We start from the raw sequence: 17,132 nt of genomic DNA, 5'->3' as shown, positions 1-17,132 counted from the left end.
GGGTTCGCGAACACGCCAATCATGTCCCGGACCCCGCCGCCCGCGCCATGACCTTCATGGGAAAGGGTCAAACCATCCCCAAATGGCGCCTAGCGTTCCCGGACCCGCTCCTCCGGGATGCCGAAGCGCTCCACGTAGGGGGCCAGCGCCCGGCGCCGCTCGGCCAGCTCCAGGCCGATGTCGGCCAGCCGGTAGTCCACCCGCCCGTGCCGTCCCCGCGGATGCTCGGCCATGTACTCCCGCATCGCCTGGCGGGTCCCGTCGGTGAACGGCTGCTCCGCCACCTGGTAGATCCGTTCCACCATCGCGATGTCGTCGGCCATGAACTCGTGGAACAGCACGTCGATCGACTGCTCCTTGGGCACCAGGTCCCGGTCGCGCAGGCAGCGTTCCATGTAGGTCGCCGCCCGGTCCTTCCAGTAGCGGCCCACGGCGTGCGGGTCGATCGGCGAGGTCGTCATCCGCAGCCCGTAGCACAGCATCGTCGTCAGCGACGCGGTCACCGCCACCGGGTCCCGGTGCGTCACCACCACGGTCGCGTCGGGGAACGCGTGCATCAGCGGGCCGAGCTGCTCCAGGTGCTGCGGGGCCTTCAGCACCCAGCGGCCGCCCGGACGCTGCCAGGTGATGGCCTTGAGCGCGGTGCGCAGGTACTCGTAGGCGAACGTCTGGTCGGTCCCCAGGTACCAGTCCCGGTACGACGGCAGCATCGCCTGGATCTCCAGGTGCGTCGACGCGAACGTCAGCGCCAGCAGCCCGCCCTCCTCGTGCGAGTAGGTGGGCGTCAGGTCGAACATCCGCTTCAGGTACGGCAGCGCCGTGTGCACCAGCTCCAGCGACGCCGCCACCCGCTGGACGCGCGGCTCGATCGTGCCCTCCTCGCCCGGCGGCGGAACGGGCTCGCACGCCTCCCAGTACGGCAGCGGGCGCAGCGCCGGGTCGGCCGACAGCAGGTTGTGCAGGTGGGTCGTCCCGGTGCGGGGCAGGCCGGCGATGATGATCGGCCGTTCGATCTCCACGTCGTGGATCTCCGGATGCCGGGTGAGCAGGTCCTGCAGCCGCAGCCGGCCGACGAGCTGGTTGACCAGTTGCACGTGCCAGACCACCCTGCCGTGCTCGGCCAGCCCCGCCTCCTCGCGCAGCGACCGGCACAGGATCTCCAGCGGCTCGCGGAACGCCTCGTCGCCGAAGTCGTCCATCCGCCGTCCGCTCGCCTCGGTCTGCCGGACGGCCAGCGCCATCAGCTCGTCCGGCTGGAGCGTGCAGGCCGGGGCGATCTCGGCCATGGCCGCCAGCATCTGCCGCGCCTCGGCGGAGAACCGGGGTTCGGCCAGGTCATCGATGTGAACGTCGGCAGGCCTCATGTTCGTCCTTCGGCCGGAGGGAGCGGGTGCAGGGGACGCTAGCCGAACGCCCGCCCGGCGCCACCGCACGCGGCTATAAAGCACCAGGCCGTTTTCCCGTTTCCAGGCGACAAAGTTCACCTGTCGGTTTGGTGGGGTTGGATTCCTTCTCGACACCTGACCCTGGGGCCGCACGCGTCCCACCGTGCACGGCCGTACGGTCCGACGACCCGCCTCGTCCGGCGGGTGGAACGGGCGGCGGGAAAGGTGCGTCGAATCCAGTGGAAAGCGGCCGTTACGGGACGCTTCCTTCCCGATACGGTTGAGGCATCGGGGTTCTGGTCCGCATTGCACCGGCCCGGGGGAGTGGTCATGGACGACTGGCTGATCTGGCTGATCGTGGCCGCCGTGCTGGGCGTCGCCGAACTGCTCACGCTGACCCTGGCGCTCGGGCTGCTGGCGGTCGCCGCCGTGGCCGCGGCCGTCGCCGGGGTGCTCGGGGCTCCGGTGGTGATCCAGGCGGTGGTGTTCGTGATCGCGTCCGCGGCCGGGCTCGGCGTGGTCCGCCCGATCGCCAGACGGCACATCAGCCAGCCGCCGCCGCTGCGCACCGGGACCGCCGCGCTGGTCGGCAAGCAGGCCCTGACCCTCACCGAGGTCTCCAAGCGGGGCGGGCTGGTGCGGCTGGCCGGGGAGGAGTGGACCGCGCGGCCCTACGACCCCGATCTGGTGATCCCCGCCGATGCCGAGGTGGACGTGCTCGCCATCGAGGGGGCCATCGCCCTCGTCTATCCCAGGGAGTGACCGTGACATCCGGACTGATCGTCGGGATCATCGCCGCACTACTCGTGATCATCGTGGTCTTCCGCACCGTGCGCATCGTTCCGCAGGCGCACGCGGCGAACGTGGAGCGGCTCGGCCGCTACCTGCGCACGCTGGAGGCCGGCCTGAACTTCGTCATCCCGTTCATCGACCGGGTGCGGCCGCTGATCGACCTGCGCGAGCAGGTGGTCTCGTTCCCGCCGCAGCCGGTGATCACCGAGGACAACCTGGTCGTGCACATCGACACCGTGCAGTACTTCCAGGTGACCGACCCGCGGGCGGCGCAGTACGAGATCGCCGACTACATCCAGGCGATCGAGCAGCTCACCGTCACCACGCTGCGGAACGTGATCGGCAGCCTCGACCTGGAGGCCACGCTGACCTCCCGTGAGGAGATCAGCACCCAGCTGCGCGCCGTGCTGGACGAGGCCTCCACCAAGTGGGGCGTGCGGGTCAACCGGGTCGAGATCAAGGCCATCGACCCGCCGCCGTCCATCCAGGAGGCGATGGAGAAGCAGATGCGCGCCGAGCGGGACAAGCGGGCCGCGATCCTGAACGCCGAGGGCGCCCGTCAGTCGGCCATCCTGACCGCCGAGGGCGACAAGCAGTCCGCCATCCTGCGGGCCGAGGGCTCCAAGGCCGCCGCCGTGCTGGAGGCCGAGGGCCAGGCGGAGGCGATCGGCCGGGTGTTCGGCGCCATCCACCGGCACGACGCCGACCCCAAGCTGCTGGCCTACCAGTACCTGCAGATGCTGCCCGAGCTGGCCAAGGGACAGGGCAACACGTTCTTCGTCATTCCCAGCGAGGTCACCAGCGCCCTGCAGGCGGTGTCCAAGGCGTTCGGCGGCTCGATCGACGAGGCGACCAAGGTCCCCGCCGGGCCGGAGCCGGAGACCTCCGCCGAGCGGGAGGGGCCGCGGGAGCTGTCCGCCCCCGCCGCCGGCCCCACGATCTACCAGCCGGAGGCGGAGAAGGCTCCGAGCAAGTCCTGAAGTTTCCGCTCGTTCGACGCGAGGCCGCCCCGAGGGGCGGCCTCGCCCGTGAGGACCCCGTTACACTGCGGCTCTGCCGTCGCGGCCGCTGGGCGGCGGCTCGATCGTTCTGATTCGGCTCAACCTCTCGGAGTCGGCCGTTGCGGGTCTTCGTGCGTACCGTGGGTGAACTGTGCGTCACCACCGGGCTGCTGCTCGTCCTGTTCACCGCGTACCTGCTGTGGGGCACCGGCCGGTACGTCGACCAGGAGCAGGAACGGCTGTTCCGGGAGCTGGCCCGCACCTGGGAGGCCCCGCGCGGCACCACCGAGCGGGTGAGGCTGGGCGACGGCGTGGCGCTGATCCGGATCCCCAAGCTGGGCGACGGCTTCCGGTACGTGGTGGTCGAGGGCGTCGGGACGGCCGACCTGCGCAAGGGGCCGGGCCACTACCCGGGGACGGCGATGCCGGGGCAGCTCGGCAACTTCGTGGTCTCCGGGCACCGCACCACCTACGGCGGCCCGTTCAACCGGCTCGACGAGCTGGACATCGGGGACGAGATCGTCATCGACACCCGGCGCTGGCGGTTCACCTACCGGGTGACGCAGAGCCGGGTGGTGCCGCCCACCGCGTCGGAGGCGATCGCGCGGGTGCCGTTCCGGCCGGGCCGCAAGCCCGCCAAGCGGTACATCACCCTCACCACCTGCCATCCCGAGTACTCCGCGGCCGAACGTCTGATCGTCGTCGGGGAACTGGCCGAACGAGTCCCCCGGATACAGCCCGTCTCAGCGTCCTGACGGTGTGACATTCGGGACCAGTGTGACGCAGACGAAGTGACGACCCCGATCAGTCCGGGTCGTCACACCCCCGTCGGATCTCACTCCTGGGAATCGTCTTGTCCCACTCCATGCTTCGCAGGACCGTGCGCGCGGCCGCCGCGGCCGCCCTCGTCACCGGCGCGACCGTCGCCACCGCCGGAGTGACCTGGGCCGCCACCCCGCCCGGCGACAACGGCACCGTCAAGATCCACGACTCCGTCACCGGCGAGGAGCTCCGCCGGAACGAGCCCCACGTCTGCACGTTCTACCTGGACGGCTTCGGCTTCGACGCCGTCCAGAAGGTGACCTGGTGGATCGAGCCGTGGGCGCCCACCAGGCCCGCCAAGCCCGCCGAGGCCGGCAAGGTCCTGGACGGCGCCCTCACCCTGGACGCCGAGGGCCACGGCCGCTCCGCCGACCTCGCCCTGCCGGACGGCCACTACAAGCTCTTCTGGACCTTCGAGGGCAAGAAGGGCGCCCCCAAGCACAAGGTCTTCTGGGTCGACTGCACCCCCGGCAAGCCCGGCAGCCCCGGCACCCCCGGCGACCCGAAGCCCGGCACTCCGGGCACCAGGCCCACCGTCACCCCGCCGCCCGGCACGGGCCCGGCCCCCACCCCGGGGCCCGGCGGCTCCGTCTCGCCGTCCACCCCGGCCGGCTCGCCGACCCCGTCCAAGTCCCCCGGCACCGGCGGTGACGGCGGCGACGGCGAGGACACCACCGGCACGAACGCCGGCGGCGGCCTGCCGTTCACCGGCGCCCCCGCCATGGCGATGGCCGCCACCGGTGCCGCCCTCCTCCTCGGCGGCGGCGCGGCCCTCTGGCTCGCCCGCCGCAAGAAGGCCGCCGAGTCCTGATCCCGCGCACCCACGGAAACGGCCGGGCCCGTTCGGGCCCGGCCGTTCGCGTTCCGTACGGCGAGGGTCGCGCGAGTGGCCGCCTGTGCGGAGAGCCGAGGGCCGATGAAGGATCCAAGCCCTACACCTGAATCGCCTCAGAACACGCGACCACCGGTGTGGGTCACTCGTGGTGGGCGGCCCATTGGCGGGCGAGGTCTGCGGCCCGCAGTTTCCAGGGTTGCGGATCGCGCCGGGCGGCTTGCCGCCAGCTGTCGGCATTGGCGTGGATGAACGCGGTGAGCGGTTCCCCGTCCTGCCAGGTGGGGAACGAGCGGCCCCAGGCTTCGGCGGAGGCGATGTCGTGTCCGGCCGCCATGAGCCGGAAGGCCAGCATGGCCGGTTCGGCCCAGGCGGCGCCCTTGCAGGCCCAGGCCCAGTCGATGATGTAGGCGCGGCCGGGGGTGATGAGCACGTTGTCGGGGTGCAGGTCGGTGTGCAGCAGGCTGTCGCCGGCGAGGGCGTCCAGTCCGCCGTAGTGCCGCTCGACTCCTTGCGTGACGTGGGCGGGGAGCGGAACGTCCTGGAACTGAAGCACCGCGGCGCGGAGCAGGTCGAGATCGGGGGAACCGGGCGAGTAATCCGCGTGCCGTCCCGCGATGTGCTCCAGGCCGAGGACGGTCCAGCCGTCTGTCTGGACCTGCCACAGCAGCCCGGGGGCGATCCCGGCCACGTGCGGGGTCACCCGAGCCTCGTGGCGCAGGGAACGGGCGAAGATCCCCTCTCGTGCCCCCTTGATGAACACGGGGCCGGTCTCGGTGTCGAGGGTGGCGGTGATGTCGGATCGGTCGCCGCCCGCCGGGCGGCTGCCCCGGACCCGTCCCGTGCGGTCCTGGATCTGGTCACGGACGGCGCCCGGCAGGTCGGCCCAGGTGATCCGGTCAGTCCTCGTCCGAGTCATGGCAGGGATGGTTGCACGTGTTCATGCACGTGGGCGCCTGCGGCCACAACTCGTCGTCCACCGGGTACCCGGTCCGGCGCAGCGCCTCCCTGGTACGGGCGAGCGCGTTGCCGGACCGGATGTCGTCGTTCATGACCGGCAGGTGGTGGATGAACCGCCCGGCCACGCGGTCGCAGAACTCCGCGTACGCCTTGGTGTGCAGGATGAACGCGTGCCAGCCGGGGTCCACGGCGTTGGAGGGGGCCAGCTTCGCGCCGGGGTTGTGGGCGCAGGCGACCAGGAACACGATCGTCTGGTCGATGACGCGCTCGGCCATGTCCCGGTCGTGGCCCTCGTCCTTCATGACCCGTTCGACGAGCCTGCCGAACAGATCGGGGGAGATCAGGGAACGAGGGTTCGGGGCAGCCGGTTCGGTGGTCGCTTCGGTGACGGTCATGCGCACTCCTTCGAGTTGGACCTTCATGGGCGGATTGAATAGGGGAGTTGGCTTTGCGGATGCTCACCGGCGTCCGTTCATCGGAGGTGAAGTCCTGTTCGTTCACCGCCTCCCCCTGAATCGCAGGGTGCCCCGCTGAGCGGCGGTGGACCTGCTCATTTTGAGGTGACGCCGCCGTGCCTTGCGGGTGGTCTTGTAGAGCAGGAAGGCGATGAACGCGCCCCAGACGAGCCCGACGATGAGGCATACGGCAGCCAGGAAGAGCAGGTTGCCGAAGTCGTAGCCCATCACAGAACGGCCCACACGATCTTGCCGATGCCGTCGGCTGCTGGGTGGTGGCCCCAGTCGATGGAGAGTTGGTTCACGATGTGCAGGCCGCGGCCGGTCTCGGAGACGAAGTCCGGCTCCTGCTTCTCCGGCGTCCCCGAAGCGTCGTCCCACACGGCGATCTCGACGTTCCCGCGAGCGCGGTGCCATTCGACGTTCACCGTGATCTGCGTGGCGCCGTACCGGACCGAGTTCGTCACCAACTCCGAGACGATCACCAAGGCGTCGTCCACCAACCGGGCCAGTCCCCAGCCGTGGAGTCCTTGCGCCACCCGCTCACGCGCACGCTGAGGTGCGCCGTCTCCTGGCGCGAGACTGAAGGCGGTACGGACTCGCTGTCTTTCGAATGCAGATGTAGGCATTCTCACCGGTTATTTCCGATCTGCGGCGTATGCGGTAGTCCCGGTCATGGATCGCCGGGTCGCCTTGCGTGGTAACCAGGGTTGGTCGGGACGCAGGGACGCCGGAACTTCGGCAAAGGGCACCCTGGGGACGTCTCAAGTGACGTATAACGTCCCCATGGCCGTCAACGAGCGTCTGCGTTCCGCCTTGCTCCGGGCGGGGATGAGCTACGCGCAGTTCGCCGAGGCTGTGGGTGTGGATCCCAAGACCGCAGAACGGTGGGTCAGCACTGGCAGAACGCCGCACCGTTCGACCGCTTACAAGGCCGCGCGGGTGCTGCGAGAGGACATGGCCTACCTCTGGCCGTCGATCGAGCAGGGACGGCGCAGACGCGGGCTTCACCCTGGACTGGTCGGGTTCCACGACACCAGGGCGGATGCGCCGTTCGAGCTCTGGCGGACGCTGTTCGAGCAGGCCGGTGAGGTGATCGACATTCTGGTGTACGCCGGGGTGTTCATCCATGAGCAGTGGCCGGACTTCAACGATCTCTTGCGGGAGAAGGCCGCCCACGGGTGCCGAGTCCGCGTTCTTTTGGGGGACGCAGACGCACCGGCCATCATCGAGCGCGGCCGGGAGGAGAAGTACGGGCACGGCATCGAGTCACGGTGCCGGGTGGCGCTCATGCACTACAGGCCGTTGGTCGGGACGCCGGGCATCGACATCCACCTGCACGCCACGACGCTCTACAACTCGATCTATCGTGGCGATGATCAGATGCTTGTGAACGCGCACGTTTTCGGTATGAACGCCTATGGTGCGCCGCTGTGGCATCTGCGTCGTGACGGGGGGAGCCGGGTGTTCGACGTGTACGCCGAGAGCTTCGAAGCCGTGTGGGAGTCGTCCCGTCCGGCGGGTGGGGAGTGAGGCAGTGGCCCGTATCGAGTACTACGACGATCCCGGCGCCCCCGAGCCGAACTCGATGGTGGTCGCCGCGTCCGCGGTGGTCACCAACGAACGGGGCGAGATCCTGATGCAGCGTCGCGCCGACTCCGGGCTGTGGGCGCTGCCGGGCGGGGCCATGGAGATGACCGACTCGCTGCCGGGGACCGCCGTGCGGGAGGTCAAGGAGGAGACCGGCTACGACATCGAGGTCATCGGTCTGGTCGGCACGTACACCGATCCCCGCCACATCATCGCCTACTCGGACGGCGAGGTCCGCAGGCAGTTCAACGTGTGCTTCCTCGCGCGGTTGGTCGGGGGCGAGTTGCGGGTGAGTGACGAGTCCCTGGAGGTGCGATGGGTGCCGCCGGGCGAGCTGGACGAGCTGCCCATGCACCACACCCAGAGGCTCAGGCTGACCCACTACCTGGAGGAACGCGAGGCCCCCTACCTCGGTTGAGGGCCGCCGTCCCTGTGGTGGGCGAGGAAGATCGGCGTGTTGACGCCGACCAGGGCGCGTCGGCGGGCGTCAGGCCTGGGAGGTGGTCGATTGGCAGGAGGGACACAGGCCCCAGTAGATGACCTCGGCTTCCTCGAGCTGGTATCCCGCGTCGGTGACGGGGGTCAGGCAGGGCGCGTGCCCCACGGCGCAGTCGACGTCGGTGACCGTTCCGCAGTGGCGGCAGACCAGGTGGTGGTGGTTGTCGCCGATACGGCCTTCGTAGCGGGCGGGGCTGCCGGCCGGTTCGATCCGGCGGATGAGGCCCGCCCCGGTGAGGGCGTTGAGGGCCTCGTAGACGGCCTGGGTCGAGACGGTCCCCACCCGTTCGCGGACCCGGTCGGCCACGGTGTCGGCGGCCAGGTGGTCGCCCTCCCGTACGGCTTCCAGGATCGCGACCCGCGCCGCCGTGACGCGCAGTCCCGCGCCGCGCAGCGCGTCGGCCGGCGCGGGCGGCTCGTGGTGGTGCCGGGGGTCGGTCACGGAGGACACTGTGAGCTCCTAAACCTGAATTGCTCAAGATAGTGATACTGTCATGCTATCCGGCGTCCGGGATGGCGCTGACCTGGGGGATCGGTGACCGGTCCCATACCCGGAGGTCAGCCGGTGATGGCCGTCGCGACAGCCGCCACCGCGAGGTCGATCTCGTCCTCGGTGTTGTAGTAGTGCGGTGAGACCCGCACCCGCAGCGGCGGGCGCGCGCCCGCGTCGTACCGGTAGGTCTGCTCGGCCACCCGGACGTTGATCCGGCGCGGTGCGGCGGCCAGCGCCGCCACGATCTGCGGTGCGGCCACCGTCTCATGAGTGAACGCGACGATCCCGCTCCTGCGTTCCCCCCGGTCGTGCACGGTGACGCCGGGGATCTCCGCCAGGCCCGCGCGCAGCCGGGCGGCCAGCGCGAGCGTCCGCTCCTCGATGGCCGCCAGGCCGATGTCCATCGCGTACGACGCGGCGGCGGCCAGGCCGAGCTGCCCGGCCACGAAACGCTCCCAGTTCTCGAACCGCCGGGCGTCCGGGCGCAGCTCGTAGGCGTCGGGCCCGGTCCAGTCGGCCGACCTCAGATCGATGAACGGCGGCACCAGCTCCCGCGCCACCTCCCGCCGCGCGTACAGGAAGCCCGTCCCCCGCGGGCCCCGCAGGAACTTGCGCCCCGTCGCCGACAGCAGGTCGCAGCCGATCTCCCGGACGTCCACCACGAGCTGCCCCACCGACTGGCAGGCGTCCAGCAGGTAGAGCGCGCCCGCCTCCCGGGCCAGCTTGCCGACCTCGGCCGCCGGGTTGATCAGCCCGTCGTGGGTCGGCACGTGGTTGATCGCCACCAGCCGCACGTTCCCGTCCGCCAGCATCCGGGCCAGCGAGTCCAGGCAGATCTGCCCGTGCCCGTCGTCGGGCACCACCTCCACCACCGCCCCGTGCCGCTGCGCGGCCTGCAGGAAGCCCAGCGCGTTGCTGGCGTACTCGCTGGTCGTGGTCAGGATCCGCTCGCCCGGCCGGAACGGGATGGAGTAGAACGCCATGTCCCACGCCCGGGTCGCGTTCTCCACGAAGGCGATCTCGTCCGGGTCCGCCCCCACCAGCCGGGCCAGCACGGAGTACGACTCGTTCAGCGCCTCCTCGGCGGCGTCGGCCGCCTCGTAGCCGCCGATCCGGTCCTCCAGCTCCAGATGCCGCCGGACGGTCTCGCTGACGGGCGCGGGCTGCAGCGCGGCCCCGGCGTTGTTGAGATGGACGACCTCCCGGCAACCCGGTGTCTGCTCCCTGATCCGGTCGAGATCCACGTTCCGTCCTCTCTGCTGGAGATCGGATTCAGTCTCTCCGACACGGACCCGACACAGAAGAATCTTTCCGGCGAACCAGGTCACAGGACCGGGCGTCCAACCCCCTGACCAGAGGGAACCGGGCGGCGCGCGGAGGTAGGGGCTATGAAACATCGGCTGCGTGCCGTGACGACGGGGGCCGCCGCGTCGGCGGCGATGACGCTGGCGGCCGGGTGCGGGCCGCTGTCCCACGCCATCGACGAGGGCACCGGATACGGTCGCGAGGACGCCCTGCCGGTGACCGTCGCGTTCGGCGGGGACGTGCACTTCGAGGGGCAGATCCGCAACAGGCTCGACGCGAACCCCGACACGGTGCTGGAGGCGATCGAGCCGCACCTGGGGAACGCCGACCTGAGCATGGTCAACCTGGAGACCGCCGTCACCACCGGCGGGACCCCGGCCCCCAAGCAGTTCGTGTTCCGCGCCCCGCCGACCGCGTTCAAGGCGCTGCGGGCCGCCGGGGTCGACGTGGCGAGCATGGCCAACAACCACGGCATGGACTACGGCGAGTCCGGGCTGCGCGACTCGCTGGCCGCGGCGAAGCAGGCCAACTTCCCCGTGGTGGGGATCGGCGGCAACGCCGCGGAGGCGTACCGGCCCTACAGCACGACCATCAAGGGCACCAAGGTCGCGATCATCGGGGCGACCCAGGTGCTCGACGACCACCTGATCGAGGCGTGGACCGCCACCGACACCAAGGCGGGCCTGGCCTCGGCCAAGAACGCGCCCCGCCTGGTGCAGGAGGTCCAGCGCGCCCGCAAGGACCACGACGTGGTGATCGTGCACCTGCACTGGGGCCGCGAGCTGGAGCAGTGCGCCACCGACGTGCAGCGGCAGCTCGCCGACCAGCTCGTCACCGCCGGGGCCGACGCGGTGGTCGGCGGGCACGCGCACGTCCTGCAGGCCGGCGGCTACCTCAAGGGCAAGTACGTCCACTACGGGCTCGGCAACTTCGTCTTCTACAACTCCGGGCCGACCACCGGGCAGACCGGCGTGCTCACCCTGACGTTCACCCCAGACCCGAGCCGGCGGCGGGCCAAGGGGTCCAAGGTCACCACCGCCAAGTGGACCCCGGCGGTGATCAACGGGGGCGTTCCGCAGCCGCTCACCGGGGCCGAGGCCGAGCAGGCCCGCAAGCGCTGGGAGGGCCTGCGTTCCTGCTCCGACGTCACCGCCGGGCCCGCGTAATCGCACGGTGCGTCCTGGGCGTCCTGTCTGTTGGCTAGGCTTGGGCGACTTTCGTCTGCGGAGGTGAGAGCGGGTGCGACGGGCGAACGCCGCGACGGCGGCCCTGGTGGGGATCGCGCTGGCGGCCACGGCGTGCGGCGGCGGTGGCGGCGGCTCGAAGGCACAGGGCGACACCCGCCCGTCGACCTCCGCCGCCCCGGCCGGGACCGAGACCCCGGCCGCGCCGGCCAGACAGCCGATCACCCTGGCGTTCGGCGGCGACGTGCACTTCGAGGGGCAGCTCCGGGCGCGGCTGAACAACCCGCGGACCGCCCTCGGCCCCATCGCCGGCACCCTCCGCAAGGCCGACTTCGCCATGGTCAACCTGGAGACCGCCATCACCACCGGCGGCACCCCGGCCCCGGCCAAGCAGTTCGTGTTCCGCGCCCCGCCCTCGGCGATCACCGCGCTGAAGGCGGCCGGGGTGGACGCGGCCTCGCTGGCCAACAACCACGGCATGGACTTCATGGAGTCCGGCCTCAACGACTCCCTGCGGGCCATCAGGAAGTCCCGCTTCCCCATCCTCGGCGTCGGCAGGAACGCCGACGAGGCCTACAAGGCGTACCGGACCACCATCAAGGGCAACAGGCTCGCGGTGGTCGCCGCCACCCAGGTCCTCGACGACCACCTGATCGAGGCGTGGACCGCCACCGACACCAAGGGCGGGCTCGCCTCCGCCAAGGTGGTCGACCGGATGGTCCAGGCCGTCGAGGAGGCCCGCGAGGGCTCCGACATCGTCGTGGTCTTCCTGCACTGGGGCGCCGAGCTCCAGGAGTGCCCGCTGCCCCGCCAGCAGGAGCTGGCGAACCAGCTCATCGAGGCCGGCGCGGACATCATCGTCGGCGGCCACGCCCACATCCCGCTCGGCGGCGGCTTCCTCAAGGGCAAGTACGTCCACTACGGCCTGGGGAACTTCGTCTTCTACTCGGCCAGCGGGCAGACCGCCAACTCCGGCGTCCTGGAGCTGACCGTCAACGACGGCAAGGTCACCAGGTCGGTGTGGAAGCCCGCCCGCATCTCCGGGGGCCTGCCGCGCCTGCTCACCGGCCAGGCCGCCCAGGCCGAACGCCAGCGCTGGAACCGCCTGCGCCGCTGCACCGGCCTGACCGCCCGGCCGTAACCGGCCCCTCCCACCGCCCGTCCCGGGCCGGGTCCGGCGATCTCGGCTGGACTCTCCCACAGTGGGAGGGGGCAGGCTTGCCGACGTGAGCGAAGACCTCCTCCCCATCGGGCGGTTCGCCCGGCTGTGCCGGCTGAGCGTCAAGCAGTTGCGGCACTACGACGAGCTGGGACTGCTGGCCCCGGCCTGGGTCGATCCCGACTCCGGCTACCGCTACTACCGGGCCGCGCAGGCACGGGACGCGATGTCCATCGGGCTGCTGCGGTCGCTGGACGTTCCGCTGGCGGCGATCGGTCAGGTGCTGGCGGGTGAGGATCCGGCCGGGGCGCTGGGCGAGGTGCGCGACCGGATGGAGGCCGACCTGGCCCGGCGGCGGCGCGTGCTGGCGACCCTGGACCGGGTGCTGGCCGAAGGGCTGCCGCAGGTCGCGGTGACCGTACGGCGGGAGCCGGCGCGCCGTGTCCGCGTCGAACGGGACGCGGCGACTCCTTCCTCCATCCCCGAGGCGACCTCGAGGTGCGTGGTCCGGGTCCTGGCGGGCGGGGTGCCCATGGGACCGCTGATCGGGCTGTTCCCGCTGGATCTGGCGGAGGAGTTCGTGGTCGGCGTCGCCACCGAGGACCCGTCCGGCCCGGAGATCCTGCCGGGCGGGACGTTCGCGACCGCCACCCACGTCGGGCCGTACGACCGGATCGACCTGACCGGTCACGGGCTGCTGGCCTGGTGCGGCGAACGCGGCCACACCCCCGCCGGGCCGGTGCGGGAGGTCTACCTCACGGTGCCGGGCGACACCCCGCCCGAGCACCTGGTGACCGAGCTGATGATCAGACTGGAGGACCAGTGACCTGGTACGAGGCCGCCGACAAGGCGGAGCTGACGGAATTCGGGCCGGTGCGCGGCCTGGCGGTGACCGGCCACGGGGAACCGGAGGGCGCGGAGTACGGCACCGCCGTGCAGGCCCTCTTCTCGGTCGCCGGCCCGCTGCTGGGCATCGCCGCCGGCGCCGGGCGGGGCTTCCCCATGCCGCCGCTGGAGGGCCGCTGGTGGGTCGAGGACGACCGGCCGCCCTTGGAGGTGCCGCGTGCGGAGTGGCACTGGCATCTGTTCCTGCGGCTGCCGGACGAGATCGAGCCCCACTGGGTCGAGCAGGCCGTGCAGGCGGCGTCCGGGGACTGCCCGGCGGCACGGCGGGTCCAGCTCGTCACGTTCACCGAGGGACGCTGCGTGCAGATCATGCACCACGGCCCGTTCGAGGACGAGCCCCGGTCGCTGGCCCTGATGTACGAGCTGATGGAACGCGAAGGGCTCGTTCCGTCCGGCCTGCACCACGAGATCTACCTGTCCGACCTGCGCACGACCGCTCCCGGCGACCTGCGCACCATCCTCCGCCAGCCGGTGCGGCCCGCCGCGTGAGCAGGCCCCGCCCGCCACCTGGTGCGGTGGCGGGCGGGGCGTGTTGCCGTTCGGTTACGGGGTCTCGCCGAGCTCGTCGGTGACCGCCGTCTTCAGCGTCGCCGACTGGTAGAGCACCGTGCCCTCCTTCATGGTGCGCTGCGGTGGCGTGATGGGCTTGCCCGTGGGGACCGCGCTGGGCAGGTCCGAGGGCTCATCCGAAGGACGGCCAGGCGGAGGGGTGGGAACGGGAGCGCTCGGGGTGGCGCTCGGCAGGTCCGAGGGCTCACCCGAGGGGGCGAGCGGGGTGGAGCCGCCCGTGGGCCGGAAGGACGTGTCGTAGTCCACGACCTCGCGCTCGCCGAGCAGCCGGTAGGTGCCCGCGTCGAAGATCAGTTCGCGGCGGACGCCCTGCCAGGTCTGACCGACCGCGATGCCCCTGCGGTCCGCGAAGTCCAGTGCCCGGTCGGTGACGGTGACCCCGGGGATCCGCGCCGCGGCCTTGAACATCGCCGACAGCGCCGCGGGCGGCACGTACGCCTCCCGGAGGGTGTCGCCGACCGTGACGAACGCCTGCACGTCGGGCGGGTTGCCGCCTTGGCTGTTGCGGTAGAGCCAGGCGTGCATCCGTCCCGGGTCGGTGGGCAGGTCGTTCCTGACGACCGGGTGGCCGTAGTCGCAGCGGGCCGGCGGGCGCACGGCGGACTGCGCGGCGACGCCGGACTTCTCGTCGATGCCGAGTTCCCTGTCGCACAGCCAGATGCGCTCCCACGTCCTGCCGCCCATGTCGGACAGCAGCAGGCCGGGATCCCTGCGGTCGGCGGGCAGCCACACCTTTCGCCGGGTGGCCGAGGCCGGCCGGCCCGGCACGGCGTTCTGCACCTGGCGGGACTCGACGTACAGGAACTGGCCCGGCCGGGGGGCGGGATCGGGACTGGTCTCGGCGGCGTTCGCGGCGCGGTGGAAGACCTCGGCGGCCTCGGCGTTCGCGGCCGGCGGCCTGCCGCCGACGCTCGTGGCCGGGGCGATGACCAGGGCGGCGGTGATCCCGCCGGCGAGCGCCGCGGTGAGGGCGCCGCCGACCAGCAGCCGCCGGTGCCGCATCGGGGGCCGGGCGGTCATCTCCCGCATCAGGTGGGCCCGGCGCGCCGCGTGCCGGCCGGGGGGCATGTCTCTGGGTTCGGGTGGCAGGTTCATGCGGTCTCCTCGGGCAGGAGGTTGACGGTTGCTCCCCTTGTGTGTCCGCCGCGCCGCAGCCGTTCCCGGGCGCGGGACAGCCGGGAACGGACGGTGCCGACCGGCATGCCCAGCGCCTCGGCGGCCTCGGCGTAGCCCAGGCCCTCCCACACGCACAGCGCCAGCACCTCCTGGTCCCGGCGCGGCAGCGATCTGATGGACTCCATCACCTCCCGCATCCGGCGTTCGGCGTCCATGCGGGCGGCGGCGTCCTCGCTCTCGTCCGGCGCCGCCGCCGGATGCGGCAGCCGCGCCAGCGCGTCCCGGTGCCGGCGCAGGCTCCGCCGGTGGTTGCGCAGCACGTTGGTGGCGACCCCGTACAGCCAGGGCAGCAGCGAGTCGCCGCTCATCCGGACCTGGCCGCGCCGCCGCCAGGTCTCCAGGAAGACCACCGAGGTCAGGTCCTCGGCCGCCGACCAGTCCGCCGTTCGCCGGAAGCAGTAGTTGTAGACGGCGCGCGCGTGCCGGTCGAAGAGTTCCGCGAAGGCATGCTCGTCACCGCCGAGCGCACGGCTCCACAGGGCCGCGTCCGTGGGTTGGGGAGGGCTCATGTCCCGTTTCGTGTCCGCTCCGGCCGGGCGGTTCCGGGGATCGTTCAGCGGAGTTCGACCGAGTCGAGGGCGCGGCGCGCCAGCGCCTCGACGTCGGCGGGGGCCTTCCCGGTGAGCTCGACGTGGACGATGACGTTGGCGCGCCGCGCCCAGATCTCGCGGGTCCGGATCACGCCGTCGTCGTCCCGGCGGAACGCCTCGTCGCCCAGGCCGGTGACGGTCCCGGCCGACTGGGCGCGGACGACGCCCATCCGCCGCTCGGCTTCTTCGGTGGCGCCGTCGCCGCCGCTCCTGAAGTATCTGCGGAGTTCGATTCTCAGGCCGATCGAGAGGTCGGTCTGCTGCCACTGGCAGGTGGACTCGTCATATCCGAACCACGTGCGGTCCTGTCTGTCGGGCGGCTGTGGGTCCGGCACCAGCCGCCGGACGGTGGCCCGGTCGGCGACGGCGCAGGGGTCGGGGAGCGAGGTGGCCTCGTGACGGGTCGGCCACCAGGACTCCTTGCGGGGATCCTCGCCCCACAGGAGCGCCAGGACGGCCAGGGCGGCGAGCGCGGGATACAGCAGCCGCGGCTGTGCCCTCCGCTTGACCTCCGGTGCCCTGGGGGCCGTCGCCGTCAGTGTGTTCAGCGCGTCGTCGAACGCGGGCCCGCGGGTCAGCAGGCCCTCGCGGGGAGCGGCCAGCGCGGTCTTGGGACCCGTGTCGGCCACCGCGATGACCCGGCGGCCGAACGGCGACCGCACGACCTCCAGCCGCCGGACCCGGTTCCACTCCATCCGCTTGATGGCGAGCGCCGAACGGTTGTACAGGCCCGTCGGCCTGGCCTCAGTGCGGCCGTACAGCAGGAGCAGGATCAGCCGTACGTGGTAGACGACCCCGGCCATCCCGGCCGTGAACGCCGTTCCCGCGCCGAATCCCTCGAGCAGCCCCCCGACCGGGGCGAGCGCCAACGCCACCGACGCGGCGAGCATGGGGAACGCCCAGACCAGCGGCAGGCGGGACGGGCGGCCCACGTACCACTCGCCCTCCGGCTCACCGGAGTGCTGCCCCGCCCGTTCCCGCAGCTCGGCGACCAGCTCGTCCGTGCCCGCCGCAACGGGCAGCTCCCGCAGCACCAGCGGCAGGGCGTCTCGGCGGCCGACCACCACGGTGCCCTCGGTCCCGGCGGCGGCCCGCACGCCGGTGACGTCCTGCCAGGGAACGGACTCCTCTCCCGTGAGCCCCCTGACGCGGATCCCGTCCTCGTCGACGATCACCCGGTACCGCAGGTTGTGGACGAGGGCCAGCACCGTCGCCGCCAGCGGCGGGAACGAGTACAGCAGCAGGCCGGGCGTGATGGTCGCCCACCACACGTTCAGCGCGACCATTGCCGCGACCGCCACGACGGCGAGCACGACCGCGCCCGGCACGGCCCTGCGCACCAGCGGCAGCACTTCCTTGGTGTTCGTGACCGGCATCAATGCTCCCCGCTCTTTTCGACCGGAAGCAATCCTCC

20 protein-coding genes are annotated in these 17,132 nt (G+C 71.7%); 10 read left to right on the top strand and 10 right to left on the bottom strand.

Going from position 1 to position 17,132, the window contains the following annotated elements:
* Positions 1–89: 89 nt before the first annotated feature.
* Positions 90–1,364, bottom strand: a complete 1,275-nt coding sequence (locus HNR21_RS03640; protein ID WP_182704045.1) for a sulfotransferase family protein — start codon at positions 1,362–1,364, stop codon at positions 90–92.
* Between the two features lie 351 nt (positions 1,365–1,715).
* Here HNR21_RS03640 and HNR21_RS03635 point away from each other — a divergent pair, with 351 nt between their 5' ends.
* From HNR21_RS03635 to HNR21_RS35860, 4 genes are all read left to right on the top strand, one after another.
* Positions 1,716–2,147, top strand: coding sequence for an NfeD family protein (locus tag HNR21_RS03635; protein ID WP_182704044.1), 432 nt, complete (start codon positions 1,716–1,718; stop codon positions 2,145–2,147).
* A 2-nt stretch (positions 2,148–2,149) separates the two neighbouring features.
* Positions 2,150–3,157, top strand: a complete 1,008-nt coding sequence (locus HNR21_RS03630) for an SPFH domain-containing protein (protein WP_312880826.1) — start codon at positions 2,150–2,152, stop codon at positions 3,155–3,157.
* A gap of 161 nt (positions 3,158–3,318) precedes the next feature.
* On the top strand, positions 3,319–3,933 hold the full coding sequence (locus tag HNR21_RS03625; protein ID WP_312880824.1) for a class E sortase: 615 nt from the start codon (positions 3,319–3,321) through the stop codon (positions 3,931–3,933).
* Between the two features lie 110 nt (positions 3,934–4,043).
* The gene (locus HNR21_RS35860) at positions 4,044–4,811 is read left to right on the top strand and encodes a hypothetical protein (RefSeq protein ID WP_182704041.1); all 768 of its coding nucleotides are present in this window, start codon (positions 4,044–4,046) and stop codon (positions 4,809–4,811) included.
* Positions 4,812–4,974: 163 nt separating this feature from the next.
* Here HNR21_RS35860 and HNR21_RS03615 read toward each other — a convergent pair whose 3' ends face one another.
* From HNR21_RS03615 to HNR21_RS03600, 4 genes are all read right to left on the bottom strand, one after another.
* Positions 4,975–5,751 carry a phosphotransferase gene (locus HNR21_RS03615; RefSeq protein WP_182704040.1) on the bottom strand — a complete coding sequence of 259 codons (777 nt, stop codon included), beginning with the start codon at positions 5,749–5,751 and terminating at the stop codon, positions 4,975–4,977.
* On the bottom strand, positions 5,732–6,187 hold the full coding sequence (locus tag HNR21_RS03610) for a glycine-rich domain-containing protein (protein ID WP_182704039.1): 456 nt from the start codon (positions 6,185–6,187) through the stop codon (positions 5,732–5,734). Before HNR21_RS03610 ends, HNR21_RS03615 begins: the two co-directional genes overlap by 20 nt.
* 102 nt (positions 6,188–6,289) lie before the next feature.
* The gene (locus HNR21_RS03605) at positions 6,290–6,475 is read right to left on the bottom strand and encodes a hypothetical protein (RefSeq protein ID WP_182704038.1); all 186 of its coding nucleotides are present in this window, start codon (positions 6,473–6,475) and stop codon (positions 6,290–6,292) included.
* Entirely contained in the window at positions 6,475–6,747 is a 273-nt protein-coding gene (locus HNR21_RS03600) for an ATP-binding protein (protein ID WP_182704037.1), read from the bottom strand. The genes HNR21_RS03605 and HNR21_RS03600 overlap by 1 nt, the downstream gene beginning before the upstream one ends.
* Positions 6,748–7,033: 286 nt before the next feature.
* On the opposite strand from HNR21_RS03600, the gene HNR21_RS03595 reads away from it, so the two are divergent.
* Positions 7,034–7,780 (top strand): helix-turn-helix domain-containing protein, encoded by a 747-nt coding sequence (locus tag HNR21_RS03595; RefSeq protein WP_182704036.1) that lies wholly within the window; start codon positions 7,034–7,036, stop codon positions 7,778–7,780.
* 4 nt (positions 7,781–7,784) lie between these two features.
* Entirely contained in the window at positions 7,785–8,255 is a 471-nt protein-coding gene (locus HNR21_RS03590) for an NUDIX domain-containing protein (protein ID WP_182704035.1), read from the top strand.
* Positions 8,256–8,324: 69 nt separating this feature from the next.
* Here the strand turns inward: HNR21_RS03590 and HNR21_RS03585 are convergent, their stop codons facing one another.
* Both HNR21_RS03585 and HNR21_RS03580 read right to left on the bottom strand, forming a co-directional pair.
* Positions 8,325–8,777 (bottom strand): Fur family transcriptional regulator, encoded by a 453-nt coding sequence (locus HNR21_RS03585; RefSeq protein WP_312880822.1) that lies wholly within the window; start codon positions 8,775–8,777, stop codon positions 8,325–8,327.
* Positions 8,778–8,893: 116 nt separating this feature from the next.
* Complete coding sequence (locus tag HNR21_RS03580; protein ID WP_312880821.1) at positions 8,894–10,072, bottom strand: aminotransferase class V-fold PLP-dependent enzyme; 1,179 nt, start codon at positions 10,070–10,072, stop codon at positions 8,894–8,896.
* Between the two features lie 144 nt (positions 10,073–10,216).
* Here HNR21_RS03580 and HNR21_RS03575 point away from each other — a divergent pair, with 144 nt between their 5' ends.
* The 4 genes from HNR21_RS03575 to HNR21_RS03560 all read left to right on the top strand — a co-directional run bounded on the left by HNR21_RS03575 (position 10,217) and on the right by HNR21_RS03560 (position 13,871).
* A complete protein-coding gene (locus HNR21_RS03575) occupies positions 10,217–11,299 on the top strand; it encodes a CapA family protein (RefSeq protein ID WP_182704033.1) in 1,083 nt (360 codons plus the stop codon).
* A 73-nt stretch (positions 11,300–11,372) separates the two neighbouring features.
* Positions 11,373–12,458, top strand: coding sequence for a CapA family protein (locus HNR21_RS03570; RefSeq protein WP_182704032.1), 1,086 nt, complete (start codon positions 11,373–11,375; stop codon positions 12,456–12,458).
* 85 nt (positions 12,459–12,543) lie between these two features.
* On the top strand, positions 12,544–13,302 hold the full coding sequence (locus HNR21_RS03565) for a MerR family transcriptional regulator (RefSeq protein WP_182704031.1): 759 nt from the start codon (positions 12,544–12,546) through the stop codon (positions 13,300–13,302).
* Positions 13,299–13,871, top strand: a complete 573-nt coding sequence (locus HNR21_RS03560) for a GyrI-like domain-containing protein (RefSeq protein ID WP_182704030.1) — start codon at positions 13,299–13,301, stop codon at positions 13,869–13,871. Before HNR21_RS03565 ends, HNR21_RS03560 begins: the two co-directional genes overlap by 4 nt.
* Before the next feature lie 54 nt (positions 13,872–13,925).
* Here HNR21_RS03560 and HNR21_RS03555 read toward each other — a convergent pair whose 3' ends face one another.
* The 3 genes from HNR21_RS03555 to HNR21_RS03545 are packed head-to-tail and all read right to left on the bottom strand — an operon-like array spanning position 13,926 to position 17,094.
* Positions 13,926–15,047, bottom strand: a complete 1,122-nt coding sequence (locus HNR21_RS03555) for a CU044_5270 family protein (protein WP_182704029.1) — start codon at positions 15,045–15,047, stop codon at positions 13,926–13,928.
* Positions 15,044–15,637, bottom strand: a complete 594-nt coding sequence (locus tag HNR21_RS03550; protein WP_182704028.1) for an RNA polymerase sigma factor — start codon at positions 15,635–15,637, stop codon at positions 15,044–15,046. Before HNR21_RS03550 ends, HNR21_RS03555 begins: the two co-directional genes overlap by 4 nt.
* A 44-nt stretch (positions 15,638–15,681) precedes the next feature.
* Positions 15,682–17,094 carry a PH domain-containing protein gene (locus HNR21_RS03545; protein WP_182704027.1) on the bottom strand — a complete coding sequence of 471 codons (1,413 nt, stop codon included), beginning with the start codon at positions 17,092–17,094 and terminating at the stop codon, positions 15,682–15,684.
* Positions 17,095–17,132 lie beyond the last annotated feature (38 nt).

Source organism: Thermomonospora cellulosilytica (assembly GCF_014138835.1).
Classification (GTDB): domain Bacteria; phylum Actinomycetota; class Actinomycetes; order Streptosporangiales; family Streptosporangiaceae; genus Thermomonospora; species Thermomonospora amylolytica.
Note: the sequence above shows the minus strand (reverse complement) of the source record. Positions and strands in the feature narration are given on the sequence as shown.

Excerpts from the sequence above, each read along its gene's own strand:
- HNR21_RS03640 (WP_182704045.1), bottom strand. The coding sequence starts at position 1,364 with ATGAGGCCTGCCGACGTTCACATCGATGACCTGGCCGAACCCCGGTTC.
- HNR21_RS03635 (WP_182704044.1), top strand. The coding sequence starts at position 1,716 with ATGGACGACTGGCTGATCTGGCTGATCGTGGCCGCCGTGCTGGGCGTC.
- HNR21_RS35860 (WP_182704041.1), top strand. The coding sequence starts at position 4,044 with ATGCTTCGCAGGACCGTGCGCGCGGCCGCCGCGGCCGCCCTCGTCACC.
- HNR21_RS03615 (WP_182704040.1), bottom strand. The coding sequence starts at position 5,751 with ATGACTCGGACGAGGACTGACCGGATCACCTGGGCCGACCTGCCGGGC.
- HNR21_RS03610 (WP_182704039.1), bottom strand. The coding sequence starts at position 6,187 with ATGACCGTCACCGAAGCGACCACCGAACCGGCTGCCCCGAACCCTCGT.
- HNR21_RS03605 (WP_182704038.1), bottom strand. The coding sequence starts at position 6,475 with ATGGGCTACGACTTCGGCAACCTGCTCTTCCTGGCTGCCGTATGCCTC.
- HNR21_RS03595 (WP_182704036.1), top strand. The coding sequence starts at position 7,034 with ATGGCCGTCAACGAGCGTCTGCGTTCCGCCTTGCTCCGGGCGGGGATG.
- HNR21_RS03575 (WP_182704033.1), top strand. The coding sequence starts at position 10,217 with ATGAAACATCGGCTGCGTGCCGTGACGACGGGGGCCGCCGCGTCGGCG.
- HNR21_RS03555 (WP_182704029.1), bottom strand. The coding sequence starts at position 15,047 with ATGAACCTGCCACCCGAACCCAGAGACATGCCCCCCGGCCGGCACGCG.
- HNR21_RS03550 (WP_182704028.1), bottom strand. The coding sequence starts at position 15,637 with ATGAGCCCTCCCCAACCCACGGACGCGGCCCTGTGGAGCCGTGCGCTC.
- HNR21_RS03545 (WP_182704027.1), bottom strand. The coding sequence starts at position 17,094 with ATGCCGGTCACGAACACCAAGGAAGTGCTGCCGCTGGTGCGCAGGGCC.